Source organism: Nocardioides daejeonensis, from assembly GCF_003194585.1.
Classification (GTDB): Bacteria; Actinomycetota; Actinomycetes; order Propionibacteriales; family Nocardioidaceae; genus Nocardioides; species Nocardioides daejeonensis.
In genome coordinates, this window is sequence record NZ_QHKZ01000004.1 from 49,380 (window position 1) to 72,376 (window position 22,997).

Sequence of the window (22,997 nt, forward strand, 5' to 3'; positions counted from 1 at the left end):
GTCCTTATCCGCGGGTCGTCTGAACTTGCGCAGCCCAGGCCAGGATCGAGTTCCACAGCCCGGCGTAGTGTGCCCAGTCCAGGAAGGCCTGAGGGGCCCAGTGTGGAGCGAGATCCGAGGCAAATGCAACCGACCGACCGCTGCCGAACTCGCCCGTCACAAGCATCGGGTCGTCCCCCACCATCGCGACCGTTGTGGCGTCCGTCTTGGCGATCAACTGGTTGTATCCGAGCAGTCGTGGCCACTCGGACGGGGTGTCGCCCAAGACCGGGTGCTCCGGCAGACAGACCGTGACGTCAACCCCCTCCGGCTTCTCGACGCGGTCGTCATGGTCCAGCATCGTGACCGGAAGGACCGCAGCCAACGGGGTCCTGCCGAAACGTGCCTTGCCGTCGATACCGGTGAACGAGAGATAGCCACCGATCTTCACCAGGCCGCCTCCCCCGCGCACGAAGTCAGCGACCAGCTCGAGCCGGTTCGGTGATTCCTGCCCCCGAAGGAAGGTCTCGTCGGGCAGAAGGAATGAGTTCGAGCCGATGTCGGAGATCACCACGACATCGAACTCGTCAAGCTCCTGGGCGGAACGCGGAAAACGCATGGAGATCTCATGGCCGCGGACGTAGGTGACTTCGTGGCCGGCATCTGCCAGGCAGTCGAGGAAGACCTGCGCTCCCTCTTCGTACTCGGTGGAGTGGAACTGGTCGAAGCCCTTCATGTGAATGACGTGCTTGATCCAGGACTCCCCCACGAACAAGACCTTCAGCGACGATCCTGATGCGCTCATCCCACTACATCCCTTCCAGCGCTCGGAGCGCTCTTGCCAGGTTCTTCAAACGTCCTCGCCATTTCCGAGGAAGTACTTGCCATCGCGGCGCGGCCGTCGGTTCCACCCGCGACCAAAGCGCGCCCGATGCGATAGGCCTCGCCGATATCGCCGCCTACATAGGTGCGCGCCGCCAACGCCGCGAGTGCCGGCCTCGGGTTGACCCCGACTGTGTGCGGCAGTGCCGCAAACAGACTGAGATCGCTGGAGGAGTCTCCGTAGGCGATGCACTCATGCACCTCGAGTCCTCGGCGGGCCAGCGCATCCTCAGTGATGACCAGCTTGGCGTCAGCCGACAACGTGGCGTTCGCGCGCAGCGGGCGCCTGATCTCCACCGCGGAGCCGTACGTCTCGGTGACGCCCCATCGCTCCAGCCTGCTCACGAAGAACGCCGGTGACTGCGAGATGACGATCGCGTCCTCGCCGCGCTCCCGGATGTCGGCGAAGGTCGCGATCATCCCAGCCATCCACGGCGCGGAGTGGAAGGCGGCGTCTATGTCCTCCTCGTCGGCGTCCGCGCATATCTCCAGCAGCGTCTGCCAGAACTCGTCATCGCTGATCGCACCACGTGCCCAACGGTCCTCGATCGCACGGCCGACCTCGAGCACGCCGAGTTGACGCGCGATCTCGATGGTCGCCGAGCCTTGCAGCAGCGTGCCGTCCATGTCGAAGACGTGCAGCAGGCGGCCTGGCCCGTCGCTACCCGGATTCGCAGTCACGTCTCAGCCATCCGCTGCCGTCGGGAAGTCACGCGGCAGATCATCGAAGATCATCGTCTTGTTCTCGAGATAGGGGTAGAGGCCGGCGACCCCACCCTCACGGCCGATGCCTGACTGCTTGAACCCTCCGAACCCGACGCCGAAGTCCGCCCGGTTGTTGCTCTGGCCTACGGTCCCTGACCGCAGTTGGGTGGCTACCTCGCGGGCACGGTCCGGATCGTTGGTGAACACGGAGGAGTTGAGCCCGAAGATCGTGTCGTTCGCCAGGCGCACTGCATCCGCTTCGTCACGCGCGGGGATGACCGTCAGCACCGGCCCGAAGATCTCTTCCTGCGCAATCCGCGAAGAGTTGTCGACGTTGCCGAACACGGTCGGCTCGACGTACCACCCGCGGTCCAGATGCTTGGGTCGACCACCACCGCCAGCGAGGACAGCGCCCTCCTCCTTGCCGATCGCGATATATCCCTCCACGCGCTCGCGTTGGAGCTCGGTGGCCAGGGGACCCATCTGCACATCGGGGTCGAACGGGTCGCCGACCCGGACCTTGGCGAACCGGTCGGCAAGCAGCTCGACCATCTCGTCGTGCCTATTGCGCGGCAGGATCACACGGGTGAGCGATGCGCAGATCTGGCCCGAAAGGAAGCACTCGGCGGCAGCCAGCCTGTCAGCGGCCTCGGTGAGCTCCATGTCGTCGAGGATCACCGCCGCGGACTTGCCGCCGAGTTCGAGGGTGTAGCGGCCGACCCGTTCCGCCAGGATGCCGGCGATCCGCTTCCCCACTGCGGTCGACCCGGTGAACGTGATCTTGTCGACCCGAGAGTCACGCACCAGCGCCTCTGACGCCTCGCGATCAGCGGTGACCACGTTGAGCACGCCAGCGGGCAAGCCGACCTGCTCCGCGATCTCCGCCATCAGGTACGCCGTCCCCGGCGCCTCGGGCGAAGCCTTGACGACGACCGTGCACCCGGCGAGCAACGCCGGTGCGAGCTTGAAGGCCATCAAGGTCATCGGCGCGTTCCAGGGGACGATCGCCCCGACAACGCCCACCGGCTCACTCACGATCATGCCGTAGCGACCGCCCGAGGTGGTCGGCTGAACCGCCTGCTCGAACGGGAAGGTCTCCGCCAGGTCGGCGTAGTAGTTGAACGCCATCGGTACCTCGGTCATGACCGGCGCGACGACGCTGGCGAGGATGCCCGACTCACGGGGCCACAGCTCGACCACGTCATCCGTGCGCTCAGCTACCGCTTGCGCCATCGCGCGGAGGAACTGGGCGCGCTGGGCATGGGCCATACGCGGCCAGGGTCCCTCGTCGAAAGCCTGGCGAGCGGCGCCGACAGCCCGAGAGATGTCTGCCTCCCGCGCCTCGGCGATCCGGTAGTAGACCTCTTCCGTCGCTGACTCGACGACGTCGATCGTGGCAGTCGACGACGGCACCGTCCACTGGCCGCCGATGTAGAACCTGTCCAGATGTGCAATGGGGACTCGACGCGAACCGGTCACGTTGTCCTACCTCCTTTGAGACGCTGGGCGAACTCGGGCTCAGCCGAGAAGCTGGTCGAACTGGCGGGAGTCAACGACCCGCCGGCGGATGGATTGGTACAGCGGCCCGTCCTGCTCGCGCTCGGCCAATGCCGGCTCCCACGCTGGGTCGGAGAGGAAAGCGGCCCACTTGCGCTCCAGCTCTGCGAGGTCGGCGAACCGCATCGTGTAGACGAACTCGCCGAACGACCGCTCACCGAACGACGTGAAGCCCATCTGGGTGAAGGTCATGTCGTGCTTGCGGAACAGCGGGATCACGGTCTCGTGGAAGAACGCGACGACATCGGGAAGACGACCCGGCATGGGCACGTACTCGCGAATCTCGGAGATCAAGGCAGCCACCCCTCGTCAGTCCGCGAAGGCCGGGAGGACTTCCTCGGCCATCAGCTCCATGTTCTTGACGATGGCGTCAGCGGGCATGCCTGTCGCTATCAGGCACGCCAGATGGTCAACGCCCATCGCCTCGAACTGCTTGAAGCGCTCGATCATCTTGTCGGGTGTCGTCATGACGGGGTCGGAGTACTTCTCGTAGAGCCCCTCCTTCGGCATGGACAGCTGCTCGGGGCGCATCCGGCCGCGAGTCACGAAGTCGCGGCTCTCGCCCAGCGTGCGCGTGGTGAGGCGGTCCTCGGCGGTGGCGTTCGATCCCTCGCCCTTCACCAGGGCCATGTAGTGGTTGTACTCGTTCAGCATGTCGTCGAAGTACTCCAGGGCTTCCTCTTCGGTGCGCCCGACCCAGGTGTGTCTCAGCACCATCACCTCGCCGCGCGGCTTGCCGGAGATCCTGACCTCGTCGTCGTAGGCCTGCAGGAAGGCTTCCAGGTCGCCGTGCGGCTCGAAGTTGCCGAAGTTCGGCGCGGTGATCAGGTTGAGACCCTGCTGAGCGACCTTGCGCGCACCTTCTGCGCTCTGCGATGCGATCCACAGCTCGGGATGCGGCTGGGTGATCGGCTTGGGGACCAGGGTCGTGGGCGGGAAGGAGTAGAAGTCTCCCTCGTGCGAGACCTCCTCCTCCGTCAGCAGCCGGCGGATGATCGACAGCGCCTCTTCATACATCGGGCGCTGGTTCTCGGGCTTCACGCCGATCCGGTCCAGCGCATAACGGCTTCCGCCACGCGCGACGCCGATTCCGGTGCGCCCCGGCGCCAGGTGGTCGAGCAGGGCCATCTCGGAGGCGACCAGCAGTGGGTTGTAGGCCGGAAGCACGACCACGCCAGGGACGATCCGGAGCCGCTTGGTGCGCTGTGCAGCAACCGCCGCGAACATCATGGCCGACGGGTTGCACGTGTAGTTCTGGAACTGGTTCTCGTTGATCGTGATGCCCTCGAAGCCCAGTTCCTCCGCGGCGTCGACGATGCGGATCATGCAGTCAAGAACCTCGGACCAGGGCCTGTTCATGTCCGGGTAGAAGAAGGGTGCGGTCACCCAGAACTTCAGCGCCATGTCGTACTCCTCGATGAGCTGTCACTTGAGCTGTCGGCTGAGGCGCCGGAATCGCACATCTCTCCATGACCACTGCATCCGAAACGTTTCACTAGTGTCCACGGATGCAGGCGGTCTGGTCGTCAAGGGGGCAACCTGCACGCTCCCCGACGAGGGATGCCGACTTCCTGGGCGGCCACTGGCAGCCTAGCGTCGACTCCGGCCAAACCTCAATACTTTTAACGTTTCTATTTTTCTGAATTCGCGCCCCTCAGGGGACGTGATCCGGGAGAGCCGTCACGTAGCCGAGATGCCGGTGGATTCAGGCGGCCATGTCCCACCTTTCCGGCAACCTGACGGCCCGCAACGTGCTAACGTCGACGGTTAAAGAAACGGTTCTTGTATATCACCGGAACACCGACCAGTGAGGGGCTCCTCCACCCATGAGGCACCAGATACTTCTCGACGTCGACACCGGCCGGGACGACGCCCTGGCCATCATGTTCGCCGTCCTCCATCCCGAGATCGATCTCCAGGCGATCACGTGCGTCGAAGGCAACACCAGCCTGGAGAACGTCGTCTCCAACACCTTGAAGATCCTGGACCTGGTCGACGCCCCACCTGTGCCTGTCGCCCTGGGCGCTCGTCGACCGCTCGTCGAACCGCCGCGGGACGCGTCGTGGATTCATGGCAAGCACGGGCTGGGCGACGTAGACCTGCCACCAAGCGGACGACAGACCGAGCCGACACATGCCGTAGAGCTGATGCGACGCTGCCTGTGCGATGCTCCAGAGCCGCTGACCTTGGTCGCGCTGGGGCCACTGACCAACATCGCCCTGCTGCTCCGCATGCACCCCGAGGTCTCCGGCCGGATCAAGCAGATCGTCTTCATGGGTGGCTCCGCGACCATCGGCAACGCAACCCCCGTCGCCGAGTTCAACTTCTGGCACGACCCCGAAGCCGCGCACATCGTCCTCACCAGCGGCATACCACTGACGATGTACGGCTGGGACATCCTGTGGAGCATGCGCACCCCCGCCGATCAGGTCGCCGAGCTGTGCGCATCCCCGAGCCAGGTCCGCCGCACCGCCGGCCGCCTGCTCGGCTTCGAGGTGGCCGACCCGTCGAACGGCGAGACCGTGATCTACGACTGCATCGGCGATGCCGGCACCCTGTGCGCCCTGGTCGCACCAGAGCTGTACGGAGTCGAGCGTCGGCCGGTGCAGGTGGTGCTCACACCCGGGCCGGCCCGCGGCCAGACGATCGTCGATCGACGCGCGATGGCAGGCGAGGACGCGGTGCACGCCACGGCGGAACAGCACCCGTTGGTCGACGTCGTCACCTCTGCACACAACAACGAGGTCCTCGCCCTCTTCTTCGCGACCCTCGGCGACCGGTGACGCTGCCCGGGCCGCGAACGCGATGCATGAGTCTCGAGGTCGCGGCCCGCGCGCAGGTCCCGCCTGTCGCCGACGACGAAGCGGGTCGACGCAACGAAGCCTCCTGCCCGTAGGTCCGGCACTTGCCGGGCCTACGGGCAGGAGGCAGTCTCTGCTCGGTCAGGACACCGCGCCGGCCAACGCGCCCGCGCGCGTGGCGGCCAACATCGGTGCGACGACGTCTGCGTAGTACTGCTCGGGAACCTCGGACTCGCTGTTGGCGATGATCTCGGCGAAGTCCCACTTCTTGAGCAGCTGGCCGTTGCGGAAGACGGGCTTGAGCAGGTTCTCCTCAGCGCTCACCGAGTCGCGCGGCACCGTCTTGAACTCGCCGTCGACCTTGACCAGCGCGAGCCGACCGGCCTTGGACACCTTGAACCCAGCCCCGGTGGGCGACTTCGCGATGTCGCGCCACTGACCGTTCACCTGCACCGCGTTGGCCTTCTGGCCGAAGTTCATCGTGTCGCGGTTGCAGTGCTGCAGCAGGCCGCCGCCCATGCCGAAGATGGCGTTGTCGGCCGCGAGTCCGCGCCGCTCCAACTCGATGTAGATCCGACGCAGGCTATCGAAGGTGACGCCGTCTCCCTGAACCACGCGGATGAAGGGAGGCAGCAGCTTGAAGCCCTTGGAGTTCGTCTCGTAGCCGAAGGCGTCCATCAGCCACTCCGTGGTGTCCGCGGTCACCTGCACCGGGTCCCCGGAGTCCGGCCGAGCCCCCACCATGCCCGGCCAGTTGCGGATCTCCTCGCGGAGCTCGCCGCCGAGGATGTTCTTGACGCAGTTCTCGTGGTCATAGGTATCCGTGAGCAGGAGCGCCACGCCGTTGTCGCGGTAGACGTTGAGCATGTTCCGCAGCGCATCGACCTCGTGCTCGCGGCCCCACGCGGTGAACCCGGCGTGCTCGGAGTTCGGCCCTGAGTTCGACGGGGACACCGCGTTGTAGAACTTCTTCGCGGCGATGATGCCCGGCGTGGTGTCGCTCTGGCTGAAGTTCACCAGGTGCGCCATGCCGCCGAGCGCGGCCGACTGCTGCGAGCTGACACCTCGAGCGCCGTAGTCGTGCAGCATGTGACGGAGGAGGTGCGTGTTGTCGGAGGTGCGCTCCAACGCGGTGCGGATGATCTGCTTGGCCAGCCAGCTGATCGTGCCGATGGTCGTCGGGTACCAGACCGCCCGGAGCAGCGCCGTCTCGAAGAAGCTGGTGGCCCAGTAGTACTTGGGGTCCGTGTTGATCAGCTGCACCAAGACGTTCCGGGACGGCAGCACGGTGCCTTCGGCCACCGCCTCGATCTCGACCGGGAGGTAGCCTCCGTGGTCGTTGAGGATGCCGAGCCAGTTCTCCCGGTTGAAGTGCATGCCCTGCTCGCGCACCGCCTGCTCGGCATAGTCGATGTCCTCGAGCGTGATCGGGTGCATGAGGTACTCCCGGATGAAGGCCTGGAGGCCCATGAACATCGTGACCGGGTAGTCGCCGCCCCGTGACTCGATGTAGCTCGAGACGTACTCCGTGCCGGGGGGATACAGCGGGTAGTGGCAGTGCTTGTAGTTGTCCGTGTTGAAGATGATGTTGTCGAACTCTCCACCAAGCGCCATGTCGGCAGCCTTTCTCATTGAGCGGGTTTGGAGTTGGAGCCGGCACCCGCGCCGCGATTGACCTCACGGCCCTGACATGCCTTGTCCCAGCAGGGAAGGTCCGGGCTGCCCGCGAGACTTGCCAGCCGACTCACTCTGGGTTCATGAGCGACCGGGAAACCAGCCGCAGTGTGCTCTAGGACACAGAGCATTAACGATTCCAGTCATGCTGTCAAGAGAGTGCGTCAAGAATGCTGTTTTAGGCTCATTCACGCGGGAGATTCGCACCTCGACGGGGTATAGAAACCGTTCTACTTTTCACGCGTTTCTAGTTCATGGGGCCGAGAGAGGACCCCGTGGCAGCCGCCCTGGGGAGTGCCCGTCGCCACGCCGTGACGGCGCGGCCGCTCGACACCAGGACGGCCTGCGTCGCGGCGACCGAGTCGCGGCCGCCGACGGCATCCGCGCTCGCGGTGATCGGAGCCAGTGCGCGCCACGCCTCGACGAGGCCGGAACCGTGGGCCACCGGCATCGCCCCGAGGCCCTCCTCTATGCCGCGCTCCGCTGTCACCTGGTGGCAGTGGAGCGCGGCACAAGCGACTACAGCTCCGAAATGCGAGCGGCCCCGGATCCGAAGACCCGGGGCCAGCCACTCAAGCGTGCGCGAGGGGGAGTTGAACCGTAGGACCACCACGCCTGATCACGCGCGAACCGCGGTCCTGAGCGTTCGTCTCGGTCGACTGACGGACAGGTGCCACAGCGCCCGAGCGGCTTCGATGGAGTGCAGGGGCTGAGATCCCGCTCCATGCCAGCCCGCACACTCCATCGGAGGGCTCAGCCCCTGCACGGCCGGATGTTGACGTCGCGCAGCGGCGCGAGGAGCGGGCTCGTCCAAGCGAGCCAGAACCAAAGGAGCGAACGCGGCACCTTCGCGGAAGGTCACGACATTGGACTCCGCACAGCTGATGGCGTGGGGGTCGCGCAGGCCCCGCCAGTCCCGTGTTGACACGGTGTGGACAAGGGCGGAAATGACTGGGGCCCCTGACCGGCGTTTCCGCTGGTCAGGGGCCACATTCTCAAGCGTGCGCGAGGGGGGAGTTGAACCCCCACGCCCTTTCGGGCACACGGACCTGAACCGTGCGCGTCTGCCTATTCCGCCACTCGCGCTTGAAGCGGGTGCAAGGCTATCCCACCGCCAGCGAATCGCCCAAACTCACGCGTCGGACCACCTGTCTGCGAGGGTTGCACGGATAGCATCGCCGCGTGGCCTTCGACTCCGACGGGCTGCCGTGACACTTCGCCGACCACACAGACCGCAGCGGAAGGAGGCACCGTGGGGGGCTTGCAGCGCTTCGAGAACAGGTTGGAGCAGATGATCTCCGGGGTCTTCGCGCGCGCGTTCCGTAGTGCGGTGCAGCCGGTGGAGATCTCGGCCGCCCTCCAGCGCGAGGTCGACAACAACGCCCAGATCCTCAGTCGCGACCGGCGCCTCGTGCCCAACTCGTTCCACGTGGAACTGAGCCAGGCCGACCTGGCTCGGCTGGCGCCGTACGACTCCACCCTCGCCCACGAGCTCACCAATGTGCTGCGGGACCACGCCGACCAGCAGAGCTACGTCTTCCCGGGCCCGGTGCGCATCGAGTTCGACGAGGCCGACGATCTGACCACGGGTCGCTTCCGCGTGCGCAGCGCCGCAGAGGCGAAGGTGCAGACCAACGCCACGGACACACAGGTCGGACGCGCCGACGTACTCCTCGAGGTCAACGGAGTCCGGCACCCGCTCAACCCACCCGGGCTCGTGGTCGGCCGCGGCGCCGACGCCGGCCTGCGCATCAACGACCCGGGGATCAGCCGCCGCCACGCTGAGTTCCGGATCAACCACACCATGAACGGCCCCGTCGTCTCCGTCCACGACCTCGGCTCCACCAACGGCATCCAGGTCGACGGTCGCAAGGTCTCCGAGATCCAGCTCTCCGACGGCTCTCACGTCCGGGTCGGCAACACGGTGATCACGCTGCGACTCGTCCGAGGAGCCGGCTCTTGAGTGAACTGACCCTCTTCCTCATCCGCTTCGCCTACGTCGCGATCCTCTGGATCTTCGTGCTCTCCGCGATCAGCGTGATCCGCACCGACATGTACGGCGCCCGGGTGCCCGCCAACGCCCCGCAGCGCGCGCCGAAGGGTCGCCAGCCCAAGGCGCCGCCGCGCCGCCGCGGCTCGCCCACCCACGTGGCGGTCGTCGAAGGCCCCAACGCCGGGGCACGCGCCGACCTCTCCCAGGCACCGATCCTGATCGGCCGCGGCCAGGACGCCGCCATTCGCCTCGACGACGACTACGTCTCCACGCGGCACGCCCGGATCGCGCTCTCGGGCGACCAGTGGTTCGTCGAGGACCTCGGCTCCACCAACGGCACCTACGTAGGCCAGGCCCGGATCACCCAACCGACCACCCTGGCCCTGGGCATCCAGGTGCGCGTCGGCAAGACGGTCCTCGAACTGAGGAAGTGACCCGTGACCTCCAGCGACGCACCCGCAACTCCCGAACTGCGCCTCCACTTCTCCGCGCTCTCCGACGTCGGCCGGGTGCGCAAGGACAACCAGGACTCCGGGTACGCCGGCCCGTGGCTGCTCGCCGTCTGTGACGGGGTGGGCGGCGCGGCCCGCGGCGACATCGCCTCGAGCACCGCGATCCAGCAGATCCGCCGCCTCGACCAGCAGCCCGCCGACGACGACCTGCTCGGCCTGGTCGCCGGGGCCCTGCACCGCGCCCACGACCGGATCGGAGAGCTCGTCGACTCCGACTCCAGCCTCACCGGCACCAGCACCACCGCCACCGTGGCGCTCTTCGACGGTCACCGGCTGGCGGTCGGGCACGTCGGCGACAGCCGCGCCTACCTCGTGCGCGCCGACACCATCAGCCAGCTCACCCGCGACCACACCTTCGTGCAGTCCCTGATCGACGAGGGCCGGATCACCGAGGAGGAGGCGCGTGTGCACCCGCACCGCAACCTCATCCTCAAAGCCGTCGACGGCATGCGCGACACCGAGCCCGACCTCTTCATCGTGGACCTCGCCGAGGGAGACCGGATCCTGCTCTGCAGCGACGGTGCCAGCGGCGTCCTCGACGACGAGCGCCTGCTCGACATCCTGCGCACCGGCACCCCGGACTACGCCGCCGTCGAGCTGGTCCGCTCCAGTCTCGAGGCCGGCAGCACCGACAACGTCACCTGCGTCGTCGCCGACGTCGTGGTCCCAGGCACCGACGAGGCCGAGCAGGGCCCCGACACGGGCGCGGGAGACGACGGCGCCCTCAGCACCGCGCCGCTCCTGGTCGGCGCCGCCGCCGAGCTGCCCCGTCGCGGGTTCGGCCAGATGGCCAGCCGCTTCCTCGGCCACCGCACCGGAGACACCGGCGAGATCGAGCCGGTGCCCGCCGAGGTACCGGCACACGCCTTCCCGAGCGACCCGATCGACCCCGAGGTCGCCCGCTACGCCCCCCGCGCCCCTGGTCGGTTCGGCTGGCTGAAGCTGCTCGGCGTCCTCGCGATCCTCGTCGGCATGGTGTGGGCAGCAGGCGCGGCCATGTGGGCCGCCTCCCAGCGCCAGTACTTCGTCTCGGTGCACGACGACAAGGTCACGATCTTCCGCGGCGTCGACTACGACCTGCCGCTCATCGACCTCAACACTCCCGTCGAGACCTACGACCTGACCCTCGACGACATCTGCGAGTTCGAGGCCGACAGCGTCCGCGAAGGCATCGAGGCCGCCAACCTGCAGGCCGCCCAGCGCAAGGTGCAGGAACTGCTCGCCGCCGGCGACTGCTCCGACGACGCGAGCGACGCCGTGCCGTCGAACTCTCCCTCAGCCGAGGAGTCCCAGCTGGGCTCCGGCACCGACCGAGGCTCCGAAGGCACCCAGTAGTGGTCACCCCAGCCCCTGGAGCCTTCCTCGGATTCGTACACCGGCGCCGCCGGGGTGCGGAGCTCTTCCTGCTCATCCTCGCCCTCGCGGTGGGCCTCGGCGCCTATGCGGCAGTCGGGCTCGGCGTCGACGGCGAGGTGCCTACCGACATCGTGGTGTACGGCGGGTGGCTGACCGCCCTGGCCGTGGCCGGGCACGTCGCGATCCGGTTGACCGCGCCGTACGCCGACCCCGTCCTCCTCCCCGTGGTCACCGCACTCAACGGCCTCGGGTTGGCGGTGATCTACCGCCTGGACCTCGCCAAGGACCGTTCGCTCGCCGCGCAGCAGTTGACCTGGATGACGATCGGCGTCGTCCTCTTCGTGCTCACCCTCGTGGTGCTGCGCGATCACCGCATCCTGCAACGCTTCACCTACACCTCCGGCCTGGCGGCGATCGTGCTGCTGATCATGCCGATGCTGCCGCTGATCGGCACCAGCATCCGCGGCGCCCGGATCTGGATCCGGATCGGTCCCATCGGCTTCCAGCCAGGTGAAGTCGCGAAGGTGCTGCTGGTCATCACCTTCGCCGGCTACCTGGTGCTGCACCGCGACGCCCTGGCCCTGGCCGGACGCCGGCTCCTCTTCATCGACCTTCCGCGCGGCCGCGACCTCGGACCGATCCTGGCAATGTGGGCGGTCAGCCTCGGCATCCTGGTGCTGCAGCGCGACCTCGGCTCCTCGCTGCTCTTCTTCGGCCTCTTCCTGACGATGCTCTACATCGCCACCGAGAGACCAGGGTGGCTCTTCGTGGGCAGCGCCATGTTCCTCGCCGGCGCCTTCACCGCCTGGCGACTCTTCGGCCACGTGCAGGCGCGCGTGGACGCCTGGCTCGACCCCTTCGCCCACTGGGACACCGGCTCCCAGCAGGTCGGCAACGGCCTCTTCGGCATGGCCTGGGGCGGGTTGCTCGGCCGCGGCCTCGGCCTCGGCCGGCCCGACCTCACCTCGATCTCCGAGTCGGACTTCATCATCTCCGCGATCGGCGAAGAGCTCGGCCTCACCGGCGTCATGGCCGTCATCCTGCTCTACGGTCTCATCGTGGAGCGCGGCCTGCGCGCCGCCCTGGTCTGCCGCGACGGCTTCGGCAAGCTGATGGCCAGCGGCCTCGCCCTGGTCTTCTGCCTCCAGGTCTTCGTAGTGATCGGCGGCGTCACCCGCCTGATCCCGCTGACCGGCCTGACCACGCCCTTCCTGTCGTACGGCGGCTCCTCCCTGGTCGCAAACTGGGTGATCATCGCGCTCCTGCTGCGCATCTCGGACCAGGCCCGGCGGCCGATCCCGGACCTCTCCACGGAGTCCGACGACGCCGACGCCAGCGAGCAGACGCAGGTGGTCAAGCTGTGAACAAGCCGATCCGCACCATGTCGCTCTTCTGCATGCTGCTGCTCCTGTTGCTGCTGGGCAACGTCACCTACCTGCAGTACATCAAGGCCGAGGACTACAACGACAACCCGCTCAACGCCCGGGTCAAGGTCGAGACTCTCTCCCGGGAGCGCGGCTCGATCCTCGTCAACGGCCGCAAGATCGCCGAGTCGATCGAGTCCGACGACCGCTACAAGTTCCAGCGCGTCTACCTGCAGCCGTTCATGTACGCCCCGATCACCGGCTACTTCGCGCTGGTGCGCTCCACGCTGCTCGAACGCAGCCAGAACAAGCTCCTCAACGGCGACGACAACCGGCTCTTCGTCACCCGCTTGGTCGACCTGGTCAACAACGCCTCGCCCAAGGGCGGAAGCATCGAGCTGACCATCAACGCGAAGGCCCAGAAGGCGGCGTACGACGGACTGCTGGCGCTGGGCGACGACGTCCAGGGCGGTGCCGTGGCGATCGAGCCCGACACCGGCAAGATCCTCGCGATGGTCTCGCTGCCCAGCTACAACCCCAACAAGTACGCCGACCACGACCAGACCGCCGTCGACGCCTACGACAAGGCGCTCCAGACGCGCGCCGACAAGCCCCGTCTCAGCCGCGCCACGCAGGTCACCCTGCCGCCCGGCTCCACCTTCAAGCTCGTCACCGCCGCGGCCGCCATGGAGGCGGAGGGCTACCGGTCGGACTCGCTGGTTCCGGGCGGGTCGTCGTACCGGCTCCCGGGCACGCGGCTCTCGATCAACAATGGCGGCCGGGCCTGCGGGACCGACCAGATCCCGCTGGTGCAGGCGCTGGAGCAGTCCTGCAACACCACCTTCCTCGCCCTGGCCAACCAGGTCGGTCAGGACAAGATGCTCGCCCAGGCCGAGAAGTTCGGCTTCAACTCGACGCTGCTCGACGAGTTCGACGACTCCGAGCAGGCGCCGAGCGCCTACCCGACCGAGGAGATCTCCGACGACTTCCTCGCCAAGACGGGCATGGGGCAGCAAGACGTGCGGGCCACGCCGCTGCAGATGGCCATGGTGGTCGCCGGCATCTTCAACGACGGCATCGTGATGAAGCCCTACCTGGTGGACAAGGTCAGGTCGGCCGACCTCGATCTGCTGGAGTCGACCGACCCGGCGGAGTACAGCCGGGCCGTCTCCTCCGACACTGCCAGCGAGCTGCGCAAGATGATGGTCTCGGTCGTCGACCGCGGCACCGGCTCGGTCGGCGCCATCCCGGGCGTCGAGGTGGGAGCCAAGACGGGTACGGCGGAGAACTGTGCCGGGTGCCAGAACTACTCGTGGTTCGTCTCGTTCGCCTCCTCCGGCGGCAAGGACGTGGCGGTCGCGGTGATGGTGCAGAAGTCGGATGCCGACTATGTCTCCGGCAGCGGACAGGCCGGGCCGATCGCCCGGGCGATCATGGAGGCCGTGGTCAAGTGAGGGATTTTCGCGACGTGTGTGAGCGTTCGACGGGTTCGAGAGGGAATGTGAGATGACGAACGACGAGCCGACGCTGATCGGTGGCCGTTACGAGCTGGGCGAGCTGCTCGGCCGCGGCGGGATGGCGGAGGTCCGCAAGGGCACCGACACCCGGCTGGGGCGTGTGGTGGCGGTGAAGCGGCTGCGCACCGACCTCGCCAGCGACGCCACCTTCCAGGCCCGCTTCCGGCGCGAGGCGCAGTCCTCCGCCTCGCTCAACCATCCCTCGATCGTCGCGGTCTACGACACCGGCGAGGAGATGTCGCCGCAGGGGGTGGCACAGCCCTACATCGTCATGGAGTACGTCGCCGGGCGGACGCTGCGCGACATCCTGCGTGAGGGTCGCAAGATCCTCCCCGACCGCGCCCTCGAGATCACCTCCGGCGTGCTCTCAGCCCTCGACTACTCCCACCGCGCCGGCATCATCCACCGCGACATCAAGCCGGCCAACGTGATGCTCACGCCCGGCGGCGACGTGAAGGTGATGGACTTCGGCATCGCCCGGGCCGTCTCCGACGCCTCCACCACGATGACCCAGACCGCGGCCGTCGTCGGCACCGCCCAGTACCTCTCGCCCGAGCAGGCCCGCGGTGAGACCGTCGACTCGCGCTCCGACGTCTACTCGACCGGCTGCCTGCTCTACGAGCTCCTCACCGGCCGGCCGCCCTTCGTGGGCGAGTCCCCGGTCGCGGTCGCCTACCAGCATGTGCGCGAGCCCGCCGTACCGCCGTCGGCGCATGACGCGGAGCTCCCCCCGGAGATCGACGCGATCGTGATGAAGGCGCTGGCCAAGCGGCTCGAGGACCGCTACCAGTCCGCCGCGGCGATGCGTTCGGACATCGAGCGCTACCTGGCCGGCCGCCCGGTCTCCGCCCCGGCCGTGCCGCTCACCCCCCCGCCGCCCGTCGAGTCGACCACCTATCTGCCGCAGCACAACACCGGCGCGCAGCCGGCTGCCGCCGTGGCCGAGGAGGAGGAGCCGAAGAGCAAGGCCGGGATGTGGATCCTGATCGGCGTGCTGCTGCTGGCGCTGCTGGCCGGCGGCATCTGGTTCCTCAACCGCGGTGGTGACGACGACGTCAAGGACGTGCAGGTGCCGTCCGGGCTGATCGGCATGTCGGCCGAGCAGGCGAAGGCCACGGTCGAGGACGCCGGCTTCACGGCGAAGATCACCGAGACTCCGCACGAGACGGCGAAGAAGGGGGAGGTCTACGACGTCACCCCGGAACAGGGCGCCTGGGTGCCGCCGGACTCGGTGATCGAGCTCTTCGTCTCGACCGGTCCGGAGCCGGTGACGGTGCCGCCGGTTACCTCGATGCAACGCGACCAAGCCGCCAAGGCACTGCGCAAGGCCGGCCTCAAGGTGCGCTTCGAGGAGATGGACTCCGACGAGGAGAAGGGCAAGGTGCTCTCCCAGGATCCGACTGCTGGCGAGGTCGTTCCCCCGGGCACGGTGGTGACCATCAAGGTCTCCAACGGCCCCAAGGAGGTGCCGTACGTCGTCGGGATGGACCGCGCCGCCGCGATCCAGGCGATCGAGGACGCCGGCTTCAAGGCCTACGTCGTCGAGACCGATGACACCACGGAGCCGGCCGGAACCGTGATCGACCAGTCGACCGAGAAGGGCGACACGAAGAACCAGGGCGACGAGATCCGGATCACCGTCTCCACCTACGTGGAGCCGACCGAGGAGCCGAGCCCGACCGAGTCGGAGTCGCCCAGTGACGACACCTCGCCGACCGACGACACGAGCCCGCTGCTCCGGCCACGGAGCGACGCGCAGCCGCCCGCGAGCCGGCGCTGAAGCACCGGCCTCGGCCCTCGACCCGAGTTCGGGTCGGGGGCCGAGGCCGTTCTCGCTACGACTCCGCGAGCGGTACGGCGTGTGTCAGCGTGCGCAACCCCTCGTAGGCGGGTGCGACCACATGCAGGTCGTGCGCCATCTGCCAGCCGATGGAGATGTCCGGATCGGCTGACTGGCTCCGATAGAGCGTGAGGTAGGCGTCGGCGTCGATAGCAGCCTGGAGCCGATCGGGATCTCCCACCGCCTGGATCACGAACGGCTGGGGGTAGGGGATGCCCTGGAGCTCCACCGAGTTGCCGGCGCACTTGATGCCGGTGGTCGAGATGAGGCGCTGCCCCTGGATGGTGATGGCCTCGGCACCCGCTCGCCACATGGCGTTGACGACAGCCTGGATGTCCTGCTGGTGCACGACGAGCAGGTCGATGTCTTCGTCCGACTCCTCGCGCACCGAACGCGGCGCGTCAGCCAGGGTGACCGTGATGCCGGCGCCGGCGACCTCCCGGAACCCGGCCGGCGCCTCGAGGGAGGCAGCGGTGGTGCGGGCGCGGCGTACACCCTTGTCCTGCACCTGGGCGGAGAGGTCGTCGACGTCGCGGGAGAGGCCGGCGGCGCGGTCCTGGATCTGCTGAAGCTGGGAGGACTCGCTCTTGACCAGGCTGGCCAGGTTGTCGTTGCGTCCGGGTCGCAGATCGGTGCCGTCCGAGGAGTGCGCGCTGGCGACGAAAAGCAGCCCTGCACAGCCGAACGCGACCGGCGTCGCCCAGCGCCAACCCGGCAACTTCTGCCGGTGGTCGTGAGAGGTGGGGCTCATGACGACTACGCTAACCGGGTGCGCAACGATTGGATGCGCTCGCCCGTGAATTCAGAGGAGTATGTGGTGGCCAAGTCCAAGGACGAGATCGACCTGATGGATCAGGCGACGGGACCGATCATCTCAGTCCGGCTGATCCTGTCGATCCTGCTGTTCGTGGCAGGCGCCGCCTACGTCGTGCTGTGGACGACCTACACCCGCGAGATGCGGCTGGAGGGCACCGACCCGAGCACCCTCATCCCCGGCATGAAGAAGCTGGACGACTGGAACTGGGCGATCGGCTTCGGGGCCGCGTTCGTCGGCCTGATGATCTCCGCGCACCCCACGACGCCGCTGGGCCGAGGGCGCGGCGTGGTGATCTCGATGCTGGCCTGCTTCCTCGTCGGGCTGCTGTGGATCTGCACCTTCTACGTCTTCGCCGACAACCAGCACGACATCTGGCTGCTGACCGACCTGGGGCAGCTCAACCTGGGTGTGGGTATCGCCTTCATGGCGGTCGGCTTCACCTTCGCCACTCGCTGGGAGTGACGCTCCCGATCTGCTGCACAGCCGAGGCCCGGTCCCCTGTAGGGGGCCGGGCCTCGGCTGTTCTCTCGCTTCTGACCTGGGGAATCACACGTGTGTAAGTTCTCCACAGGAGTTATCCACAGTGTGGAAAACTCCCGTCCTCACTTCTCCAGCGCCTCGGCGACCCGGCGATGCGCCACCCAGATCTCCTCGGGGAGTCCAGCGAACTGGGCCAGGTGCTGCTCTCGGTGGCCCATCTCCTGACGCCACCGCTCGACGTCGATGCGCAGCACGGCGTCCAGGTCGGTCAGCGCCTGCTCGTCGAGGCCGTCGAGGTCCAGCTCCTCCCGAGCCGGGATGACGCCGACCGGGGTCTCCACGCCACTCACCTCGCCGTTCTGGTACCGCATCAGCCAGACCAGCGGCCGCAGGTTCTCGCGGTAGCCGGGCCACAGGAAGCGGCCGTCCTCGCCGCGCTGGAACCAGTTGACGTGGGCGAAGATCGGCTTGGTCGTCGCGCGACCGATCACCTCCAGCCAGTGCGCGGCGTAGTCAGCCTCGGCGTAGGACATGAAGGGGCGCATCGACATCGGGTCGTAGCGGAGCACACCCTCGAGGCCGTCGGCCGCCGCGGTGGCCTCGGCGCCCAGGGTGAGTCCGTCGTAGACGCCCTCGGCGACGTCGGTGATCGCCCGGATCAGCGGCTCCCGGTCGCGGGTCCGGCCACCGAAGATGATGCCGTGGATCTCAACTCCCTGGGGCTCCTCGAAGTCCTTGGCGACGTTCGGCACGTTGGCCAGCGTGGTGGTGAACCGGCTGTTCGGGTGCGCCCAGGGAGCGTCGGCGTCCTCGGGGGCCCGGTCGGCGATGACCTCGCCCTTCCAGTCCTCCCAGCCGTCGAGGTCGGTCGGCTTGTCGCCGCGACCCTCCCACCAGACCTCCTGGGTCCTCGGGTTGTAGGCGACGTTGGTGAAGATCGCCCCGCTGCCCTCGACGATCGCGTCGATCGCGGTCGGGTTGGTCTTCTCGTTGGTGTCCTTGGCGACCCCGAAGACACCGTTCTCCGGGTTCATGCCATAGAGCCTGCCGTCCTCACCCACCCAGATCCAGGCGATGTCGTCGCCATAGAACTCGACGTAGTACCGGTCGCCCAGCGCATCGGGGGCCAGCGTCATCGCGAGGTTGGTCTTGCCCGAGGCCGACGGGAAGCCGCCGCAGATGTTGTACTTCTTGCCGGTCTCCTTGTCGGCGATGCCCAGCAGCATGAACTGCTCCACCAGGAAGCCGTTCTTCCAGCCGTCGTAGGAGCCCTGGCGCAGGCCGTGGGCGATCTTGCCGAGCAGCGCGTTGCCCCCGTACGACGACCCGTAGTGGAGGATCGTGCGCTCGTCGGCGACGGTCACGAAGTAGCGCTGGTCCTCGGGCGTGCCCTGGCCGAGGTTCTCCAGGTCACCGGTCACGTGCACGGCCTTGACGAAGGAGTCGCCGAGATCGTTGACGTACTCCGCACCCACCCGTGCCATGCGGATCATCTGCAGCACGACGTTGCGGTTGTCGGTCAGCTCGACGCCGGCCGCGAAGCGCTCGACCGGAGACCCCTTCGGTGACATCAGGTAGGGGATGACGTACATCGTCTTGCCCGCCGAGGCGCCGGTCATCAGCTCGATGAGCTTGGGCTTCATCTCGGCCGCGGGGCGCCAGTTGTTGTAGACGCCCTGGTCGTGCTCGTCGCTGGTAGCGACGATGGTGCGCTCCTCGGCCCGCGCGGTGTCCTTGTAGTAGGAGCGCGAGTAGTAGCGCCCCTCGCCGGCGGGGAACAGCTCGCCCGCTGCCAGGGCCTCCTCGATCAAGCGTGCGTCGTCGGCCGCGGAGACGACCTCGACGCGTGCGGCACCGGTGATCGCCGCCCAGGTCTCGACGTACTGCTGGACATGGTGGTTCGTCAGACCCGCGTTCTCCATGACCCGCTGCCAATCAGCCACGCACTCACTCCTGCCTTCTCGTCCCTAAGGGATCACGACATGAATACTTCTTCAATTGCTGTACTGTAACGGTCAGGGACGTAGGCAGCAGAGATCGGGAGGGGTGCGCGGTGGGAGTTCCGCTCTATCGGACCAAGGCCGAGTTCTTCCGCACCCTGGGCCACCCGGCCCGGATCCGGATCCTGGAGCTGCTCTCGGAGCGTGACCACGCCGTGCACGAGCTGCTGGAGCAGATCGCGATCGAGCCCAGCAACCTCTCCCAGCAGCTCGCCGTGCTCCGGCGTACGTCGCTGGTCGTCTCCCGCCGGGAAGGGACGGCCGTCGTCTACTCCATCAGCGCGCCCGAGGTCCGCGACCTGCTGATGTCGGCACGACGGATCCTGGTCGGCCTTGCCGAGTCCCGCAGCGACTTCGAGGACGAGCTGGTCGTCTCGCCCCTGGCGCCCGACCGCGCCGCCGGATGAACCCAGCCACGTGAACGCGGCGATGCCCGGCCGCTCCGGGCGCACCCTGGCCGGGCTGCTGGTCCGTGGCGACCGGCTGCTCCCGCGCCGTGAGGACTGGGCTCACGTCCACCTGCGCCGCGACCTGACGGCCGGTGTCATGGTCGCCCTTGTGGCGCTGCCGCTTGCGCTCGGCTTCGGCGTCAGCTCCGGGGTCGGCGCCGGCGCCGGTCTCGTCACGGCGATCGTCGCCGGTGCGGTCGCCGCAGTCTTCGGCGGAAGCAGGGTGCAGGTCAGCGGGCCTACCGGCGCGATGACGGTGGTGCTGATCCCGATCGTCGCCGCGCACGGGGTGGACGGCGTCCTCACCGTGGGCCTGCTCGCCGGAGTGATCCTGCTGGTGCTGGCCGTCACCGGGGCCGGCCAGGCGATCCGCTACCTGCCGGTGCCGGTCATCGAGGGCTTCACCGTCGGCATCGCGGCGATCATCGCGCTGCAACAACTGCCCGCGGCGCTCGGGGTCGACGTCCATGCGGAGAAGATCCTGGTCCTCACCCGCGAGGCGCTGCACGCCTGGTCGGAGCGGCCGACCTGGGGAGCCCCACTCACCGCGGTCGGGGTAGCGCTCGGCATCGTCGCGATGGCACGGGTGCGCGCGGCGTTCCCCGCAGCGCTCGTGCTGGTCGTCGGCGTGACCCTCGGCAACGCGTTGCTCGCCGACCGGGGCAAGCCTGCGCTGGCGACGATCGGCTCGATCCCCTCGGGCCTGCCCGCACCCCGCCTGCCCGCGGTGCCCTGGGCCGATCTCGACACCCTGCTCCTGGCAGCGGTCGCCGTCGCTGCCCTGGGCGCCCTGGAGAGTCTGCTCTCCGCCACCGTCGCCGATGCGATGAGCGTCGGAGAGCGCCACGATCCCGACCGCGAGCTCTTCGGCCAGGGACTGGCCAACATCGCCAGCCCGCTCTTCGGCGGCGTGCCGGCCACTGCCGCGATCGCCCGTACGGCGGTCAACGTGCGCTCCGGCGCGAGCTCGCGGCTGGCTGCCCTCACCCATGCGGTGCTGCTCCTCGCGGTGGTGCTCGTCGTCTCTCGCTGGGTCGCCCACATCCCGCTGGCAGCGCTGGCCGGTGTGCTCGTGGCCACCGCTGTGCAGATGATCCGGGTCTCCAGCCTGACCCCGCTCCTGCGAGCCACTCCGGGGGATGCCGCGACCCTCCTGATCACCGCCGCCGCGACGATCGCCCTGGACCTCGTGCTCGCCGTCATCATCGGGCTGGTCGCCGCGGGCTTCTTCGCGGTGCGGCAGAGTGCCGCCTCCGCCCGGCTCTCGGAGATCCCGCTCGACGACCGCGAGCACCAGGAGGGCGACCACCACGAGGAGGAACGTCGGCTGCTCGACGAGCACATCGTCGCCTATCGACTCGAGGGTCCGCTCTTCTTCGCCGCGGCCCACGACTTCCTCCTCGAGCTCGCCGAGGTCGACACCGTGCGCGTCGTCGTGCTGCGCATGTCGCATCTGACCACGGTGGACGCCACTGGGGCGCACGTGCTGGCCGATGTCATCGGCCGGCTGGAACGACGTGGGGTGACGGTCCTGATCTCGGGTGCACGGCCGGAGCATCTCGCGGTGCTCCGCCACCTGGGTGTGCCCCAGCAGCTGGCCCACGAGCGCCACCTCTTCGCCACCACACCGGAGGCGATCGCCCACGCACGACTCCATGTCGCGCGCATCACCCACGACCCCACCGACGCCCCTTCCGCCACGACGTCCCAGGAGGACCCTGCATGACCGCCACCCTGCCGCCCTGTCCCGAGTGCCACGAGGAGCTGGCCTACGAGCAGGGTGCCCTGCTCGTCTGTCCGATGTGCGGCCACGAGTGGTCCGCCGAGGAGGAGGCCTCCGAGACAGGCGCGGCGATCACCGACGCCTTCGGCACGCCGCTGGCCGACGGCGACACCGTGACCGTGATCAAGGACCTCAAGGTCAAGGGCTCGTCACTGGTCGTCAAGGTCGGCACCAAGGTGAAGAACATCCGGCTGGCCGACGGGTTCGGTGGCCACGACATCGACTGCAAGATCGATGGGATCGGCGCGATGCAGCTGAAGTCGGAGTTCGTCAGGAGGACCTGACGAACTCCGACTCGGGCAGCGCGGCGGTCCGCTCGACACCCCCTGCCGGCGGAACCTCTAAGCCAGGGCGTTGATCCGCAACACCGCGGCGATGCCGGCGAGGATCATGACCAGCAGCACCAGCGCCAGTTGCCAGGTGCCCCGCTGGGATCCTCGCGGAGCGTGCACGATGCCTGCGGTGAGCAGGGCGCCACCGACGAAGCCACCGAGATGGCCCTGCCAGGAGATGGAGTCCGTGTTGAGCACCGTGATCAGCACGTTGAGCCCGATCCACAACATCAGCTGGCTCAGGTCCGCGCCCACCTTGCGGCCGATGATGAGATGGGCAGCGAGCAGACCGAAGATCGAGCCGGAGGCGCCGGCCGTCATGCTGCCGGCGTCGGCGAGCAGCAGTACCGCGACCGAGCCGACCAGGCCCGAGCCCAGGTAGATCGTGAGGAAGCGCAGCCGCCCGACGGCGGCTTCGAGAGCCGGGCCGAGGAACCACAGCGCCAACATGTTGAAAGCGATGTGCAGCGGGTCGATGTGGGTGAAGACCGAGGTCAGCAGCTGCCAGGGCGCGCCGTCGGCGACGCCCGGGACCCAGTGGGCGGCGTACCCGGGCGGGGGGCAGGTCGCAGCCGAGGCGATGTCGGGGAAGTAGCTGCCGTGGTCGTTGTCGGGCACGCACTTGCCCGTGGGCATCAGCGCGATCCGGTTGACCAGGGCGCTGCCGCCGCCTCCGGTCGCGCGGATCAGCAGCCACACGATCACGTTGAGCCCGATCAGCACCATGCTGGTGATCCGCGGATCACCCGAGCGGGTGCCGCCGTACGTCGTCCGGCCGGAGCGGGTCTCCTTCGCCCCCTGCTTGACGCACTCGGGGCACTGGAACCCGACCGCGGCGTCCCGCATGCAGTCGGGACAGATCGCCCGTGCGCACCGCTGGCAGACGATCCAGGTCTCCCGCCCCGGGTGCCGGTAGCACTCCGGGGCGCCCGGAGCGGGATGACCCTCGGACACGG

21 protein-coding genes and 1 tRNA gene are annotated in these 22,997 nt (G+C 68.0%); 11 read left to right on the forward strand and 11 right to left on the reverse strand.

The genetic code is table 11. The features are described from left to right. Window positions 1-4: 4 nt before the first annotated feature. Genes DNK54_RS11380 through DNK54_RS11400 form a run of 5 tightly spaced genes read right to left on the reverse strand, consistent with a single transcriptional unit; the run spans window position 5 to window position 4,527 of the window. Window positions 5-784 (reverse strand): glutamine amidotransferase, encoded by a 780-nt coding sequence (locus DNK54_RS11380; RefSeq protein WP_110207117.1) that lies wholly within the window; start codon window positions 782-784, stop codon window positions 5-7. Next, on the reverse strand, window positions 781-1,488 hold the full coding sequence (locus DNK54_RS11385; RefSeq protein WP_110207477.1) for a haloacid dehalogenase-like hydrolase: 708 nt from the start codon (window positions 1,486-1,488) through the stop codon (window positions 781-783). The genes DNK54_RS11380 and DNK54_RS11385 overlap by 4 nt, the downstream gene beginning before the upstream one ends. 57 nt (window positions 1,489-1,545) lie before the next feature. Continuing rightward, entirely contained in the window at window positions 1,546-3,045 is a 1,500-nt protein-coding gene (locus DNK54_RS11390; protein ID WP_110207118.1) for an aldehyde dehydrogenase, read from the reverse strand. Between the two features lie 39 nt (window positions 3,046-3,084). Next, window positions 3,085-3,417, reverse strand: coding sequence for an NIPSNAP family protein (locus tag DNK54_RS11395; RefSeq protein WP_110207478.1), 333 nt, complete (start codon window positions 3,415-3,417; stop codon window positions 3,085-3,087). Window positions 3,418-3,432: 15 nt separating this feature from the next. Next, window positions 3,433-4,527 (reverse strand): LLM class flavin-dependent oxidoreductase, encoded by a 1,095-nt coding sequence (locus DNK54_RS11400; RefSeq protein WP_110207119.1) that lies wholly within the window; start codon window positions 4,525-4,527, stop codon window positions 3,433-3,435. Window positions 4,528-4,949: 422 nt separating this feature from the next. On the opposite strand from DNK54_RS11400, the gene DNK54_RS11405 reads away from it, so the two are divergent. Next, window positions 4,950-5,906, forward strand: coding sequence for a nucleoside hydrolase (locus DNK54_RS11405; protein ID WP_110207120.1), 957 nt, complete (start codon window positions 4,950-4,952; stop codon window positions 5,904-5,906). Between the two features lie 159 nt (window positions 5,907-6,065). Here DNK54_RS11405 and DNK54_RS11410 read toward each other — a convergent pair whose 3' ends face one another. From DNK54_RS11410 to DNK54_RS11420, 3 genes are all read right to left on the reverse strand, one after another. Continuing rightward, the gene (locus DNK54_RS11410; protein WP_110207121.1) at window positions 6,066-7,538 is read right to left on the reverse strand and encodes a nicotinate phosphoribosyltransferase; all 1,473 of its coding nucleotides are present in this window, start codon (window positions 7,536-7,538) and stop codon (window positions 6,066-6,068) included. Between the two features lie 307 nt (window positions 7,539-7,845). Further along, window positions 7,846-8,049, reverse strand: coding sequence for a hypothetical protein (locus tag DNK54_RS21295; protein WP_204164546.1), 204 nt, complete (start codon window positions 8,047-8,049; stop codon window positions 7,846-7,848). 551 nt (window positions 8,050-8,600) lie between these two features. Then, a tRNA-Leu gene (locus DNK54_RS11420) sits at window positions 8,601-8,684 on the reverse strand. 166 nt (window positions 8,685-8,850) lie between these two features. Between DNK54_RS11420 and DNK54_RS11425 the strand changes: the two genes are divergently transcribed. The 6 genes from DNK54_RS11425 to pknB are packed head-to-tail and all read left to right on the forward strand — an operon-like array spanning window position 8,851 to window position 16,120. Then, window positions 8,851-9,561: an FhaA domain-containing protein gene (locus tag DNK54_RS11425; RefSeq protein WP_110207122.1), complete on the forward strand. Its 711-nt coding sequence runs from the start codon at window positions 8,851-8,853 to the stop codon at window positions 9,559-9,561. Continuing rightward, the gene (locus tag DNK54_RS11430; protein ID WP_110207123.1) at window positions 9,558-10,025 is read left to right on the forward strand and encodes an FHA domain-containing protein FhaB/FipA; all 468 of its coding nucleotides are present in this window, start codon (window positions 9,558-9,560) and stop codon (window positions 10,023-10,025) included. Before DNK54_RS11425 ends, DNK54_RS11430 begins: the two co-directional genes overlap by 4 nt. Window positions 10,026-10,028: 3 nt before the next feature. Further along, entirely contained in the window at window positions 10,029-11,438 is a 1,410-nt protein-coding gene (locus tag DNK54_RS11435; RefSeq protein ID WP_110207124.1) for a PP2C family protein-serine/threonine phosphatase, read from the forward strand. After that, window positions 11,438-12,823, forward strand: a complete 1,386-nt coding sequence (locus DNK54_RS11440; RefSeq protein WP_110207125.1) for an FtsW/RodA/SpoVE family cell cycle protein — start codon at window positions 11,438-11,440, stop codon at window positions 12,821-12,823. Before DNK54_RS11435 ends, DNK54_RS11440 begins: the two co-directional genes overlap by 1 nt. Further along, window positions 12,820-14,277 carry a peptidoglycan D,D-transpeptidase FtsI family protein gene (locus DNK54_RS11445; protein ID WP_110207126.1) on the forward strand — a complete coding sequence of 486 codons (1,458 nt, stop codon included), beginning with the start codon at window positions 12,820-12,822 and terminating at the stop codon, window positions 14,275-14,277. Before DNK54_RS11440 ends, DNK54_RS11445 begins: the two co-directional genes overlap by 4 nt. A gap of 52 nt (window positions 14,278-14,329) precedes the next feature. Beyond that, window positions 14,330-16,120, forward strand: a complete 1,791-nt coding sequence (pknB, locus tag DNK54_RS11450) for a Stk1 family PASTA domain-containing Ser/Thr kinase (RefSeq protein WP_110207127.1) — start codon at window positions 14,330-14,332, stop codon at window positions 16,118-16,120. 55 nt (window positions 16,121-16,175) lie between these two features. Here the strand turns inward: pknB and DNK54_RS11455 are convergent, their stop codons facing one another. Then, entirely contained in the window at window positions 16,176-16,931 is a 756-nt protein-coding gene (locus DNK54_RS11455; RefSeq protein ID WP_110207128.1) for a DUF881 domain-containing protein, read from the reverse strand. Between the two features lie 66 nt (window positions 16,932-16,997). On the opposite strand from DNK54_RS11455, the gene DNK54_RS11460 reads away from it, so the two are divergent. Beyond that, window positions 16,998-17,459: a cell division protein CrgA gene (locus tag DNK54_RS11460; protein ID WP_239460047.1), complete on the forward strand. Its 462-nt coding sequence runs from the start codon at window positions 16,998-17,000 to the stop codon at window positions 17,457-17,459. A gap of 140 nt (window positions 17,460-17,599) precedes the next feature. Here the strand turns inward: DNK54_RS11460 and DNK54_RS11465 are convergent, their stop codons facing one another. Beyond that, on the reverse strand, window positions 17,600-19,420 hold the full coding sequence (locus DNK54_RS11465) for a phosphoenolpyruvate carboxykinase (GTP) (protein ID WP_239460048.1): 1,821 nt from the start codon (window positions 19,418-19,420) through the stop codon (window positions 17,600-17,602). A gap of 110 nt (window positions 19,421-19,530) precedes the next feature. Here DNK54_RS11465 and DNK54_RS11470 point away from each other — a divergent pair, with 110 nt between their 5' ends. The 3 genes from DNK54_RS11470 to DNK54_RS11480 are packed head-to-tail and all read left to right on the forward strand — an operon-like array spanning window position 19,531 to window position 21,993. Beyond that, complete coding sequence (locus DNK54_RS11470) at window positions 19,531-19,884, forward strand: ArsR/SmtB family transcription factor (protein ID WP_110207130.1); 354 nt, start codon at window positions 19,531-19,533, stop codon at window positions 19,882-19,884. Between the two features lie 10 nt (window positions 19,885-19,894). Next, the gene (locus DNK54_RS11475; RefSeq protein ID WP_239460049.1) at window positions 19,895-21,652 is read left to right on the forward strand and encodes a SulP family inorganic anion transporter; all 1,758 of its coding nucleotides are present in this window, start codon (window positions 19,895-19,897) and stop codon (window positions 21,650-21,652) included. Further along, on the forward strand, window positions 21,649-21,993 hold the full coding sequence (locus tag DNK54_RS11480) for a zinc ribbon domain-containing protein YjdM (protein WP_110207131.1): 345 nt from the start codon (window positions 21,649-21,651) through the stop codon (window positions 21,991-21,993). Before DNK54_RS11475 ends, DNK54_RS11480 begins: the two co-directional genes overlap by 4 nt. Before the next feature lie 57 nt (window positions 21,994-22,050). Here the strand turns inward: DNK54_RS11480 and DNK54_RS11485 are convergent, their stop codons facing one another. Continuing rightward, a complete protein-coding gene (locus DNK54_RS11485; RefSeq protein ID WP_239460050.1) occupies window positions 22,051-22,995 on the reverse strand; it encodes a rhomboid family intramembrane serine protease in 945 nt (314 codons plus the stop codon). Window positions 22,996-22,997 lie beyond the last annotated feature (2 nt).

What these genes read in the sequence shown, in the direction of transcription:
- DNK54_RS11380 (WP_110207117.1), bottom strand. Translation starts at nt 784, where the DNA reads ATGAGCGCATCAGGATCGTCGCTGAAGGTCTTGTTCGTGGGGGAGTCC.
- DNK54_RS11385 (WP_110207477.1), bottom strand. Translation starts at nt 1,488, where the DNA reads ATGGACGGCACGCTGCTGCAAGGCTCGGCGACCATCGAGATCGCGCGT.
- DNK54_RS11400 (WP_110207119.1), bottom strand. Translation starts at nt 4,527, where the DNA reads ATGGCGCTGAAGTTCTGGGTGACCGCACCCTTCTTCTACCCGGACATG.
- DNK54_RS11405 (WP_110207120.1), top strand. Translation starts at nt 4,950, where the DNA reads ATGAGGCACCAGATACTTCTCGACGTCGACACCGGCCGGGACGACGCC.
- DNK54_RS11410 (WP_110207121.1), bottom strand. Translation starts at nt 7,538, where the DNA reads ATGGCGCTTGGTGGAGAGTTCGACAACATCATCTTCAACACGGACAAC.
- DNK54_RS21295 (WP_204164546.1), bottom strand. Translation starts at nt 8,049, where the DNA reads ATGCCGGTGGCCCACGGTTCCGGCCTCGTCGAGGCGTGGCGCGCACTG.
- pknB (WP_110207127.1), top strand. Translation starts at nt 14,330, where the DNA reads ATGACGAACGACGAGCCGACGCTGATCGGTGGCCGTTACGAGCTGGGC.
- DNK54_RS11455 (WP_110207128.1), bottom strand. Translation starts at nt 16,931, where the DNA reads ATGAGCCCCACCTCTCACGACCACCGGCAGAAGTTGCCGGGTTGGCGC.
- DNK54_RS11480 (WP_110207131.1), top strand. Translation starts at nt 21,649, where the DNA reads ATGACCGCCACCCTGCCGCCCTGTCCCGAGTGCCACGAGGAGCTGGCC.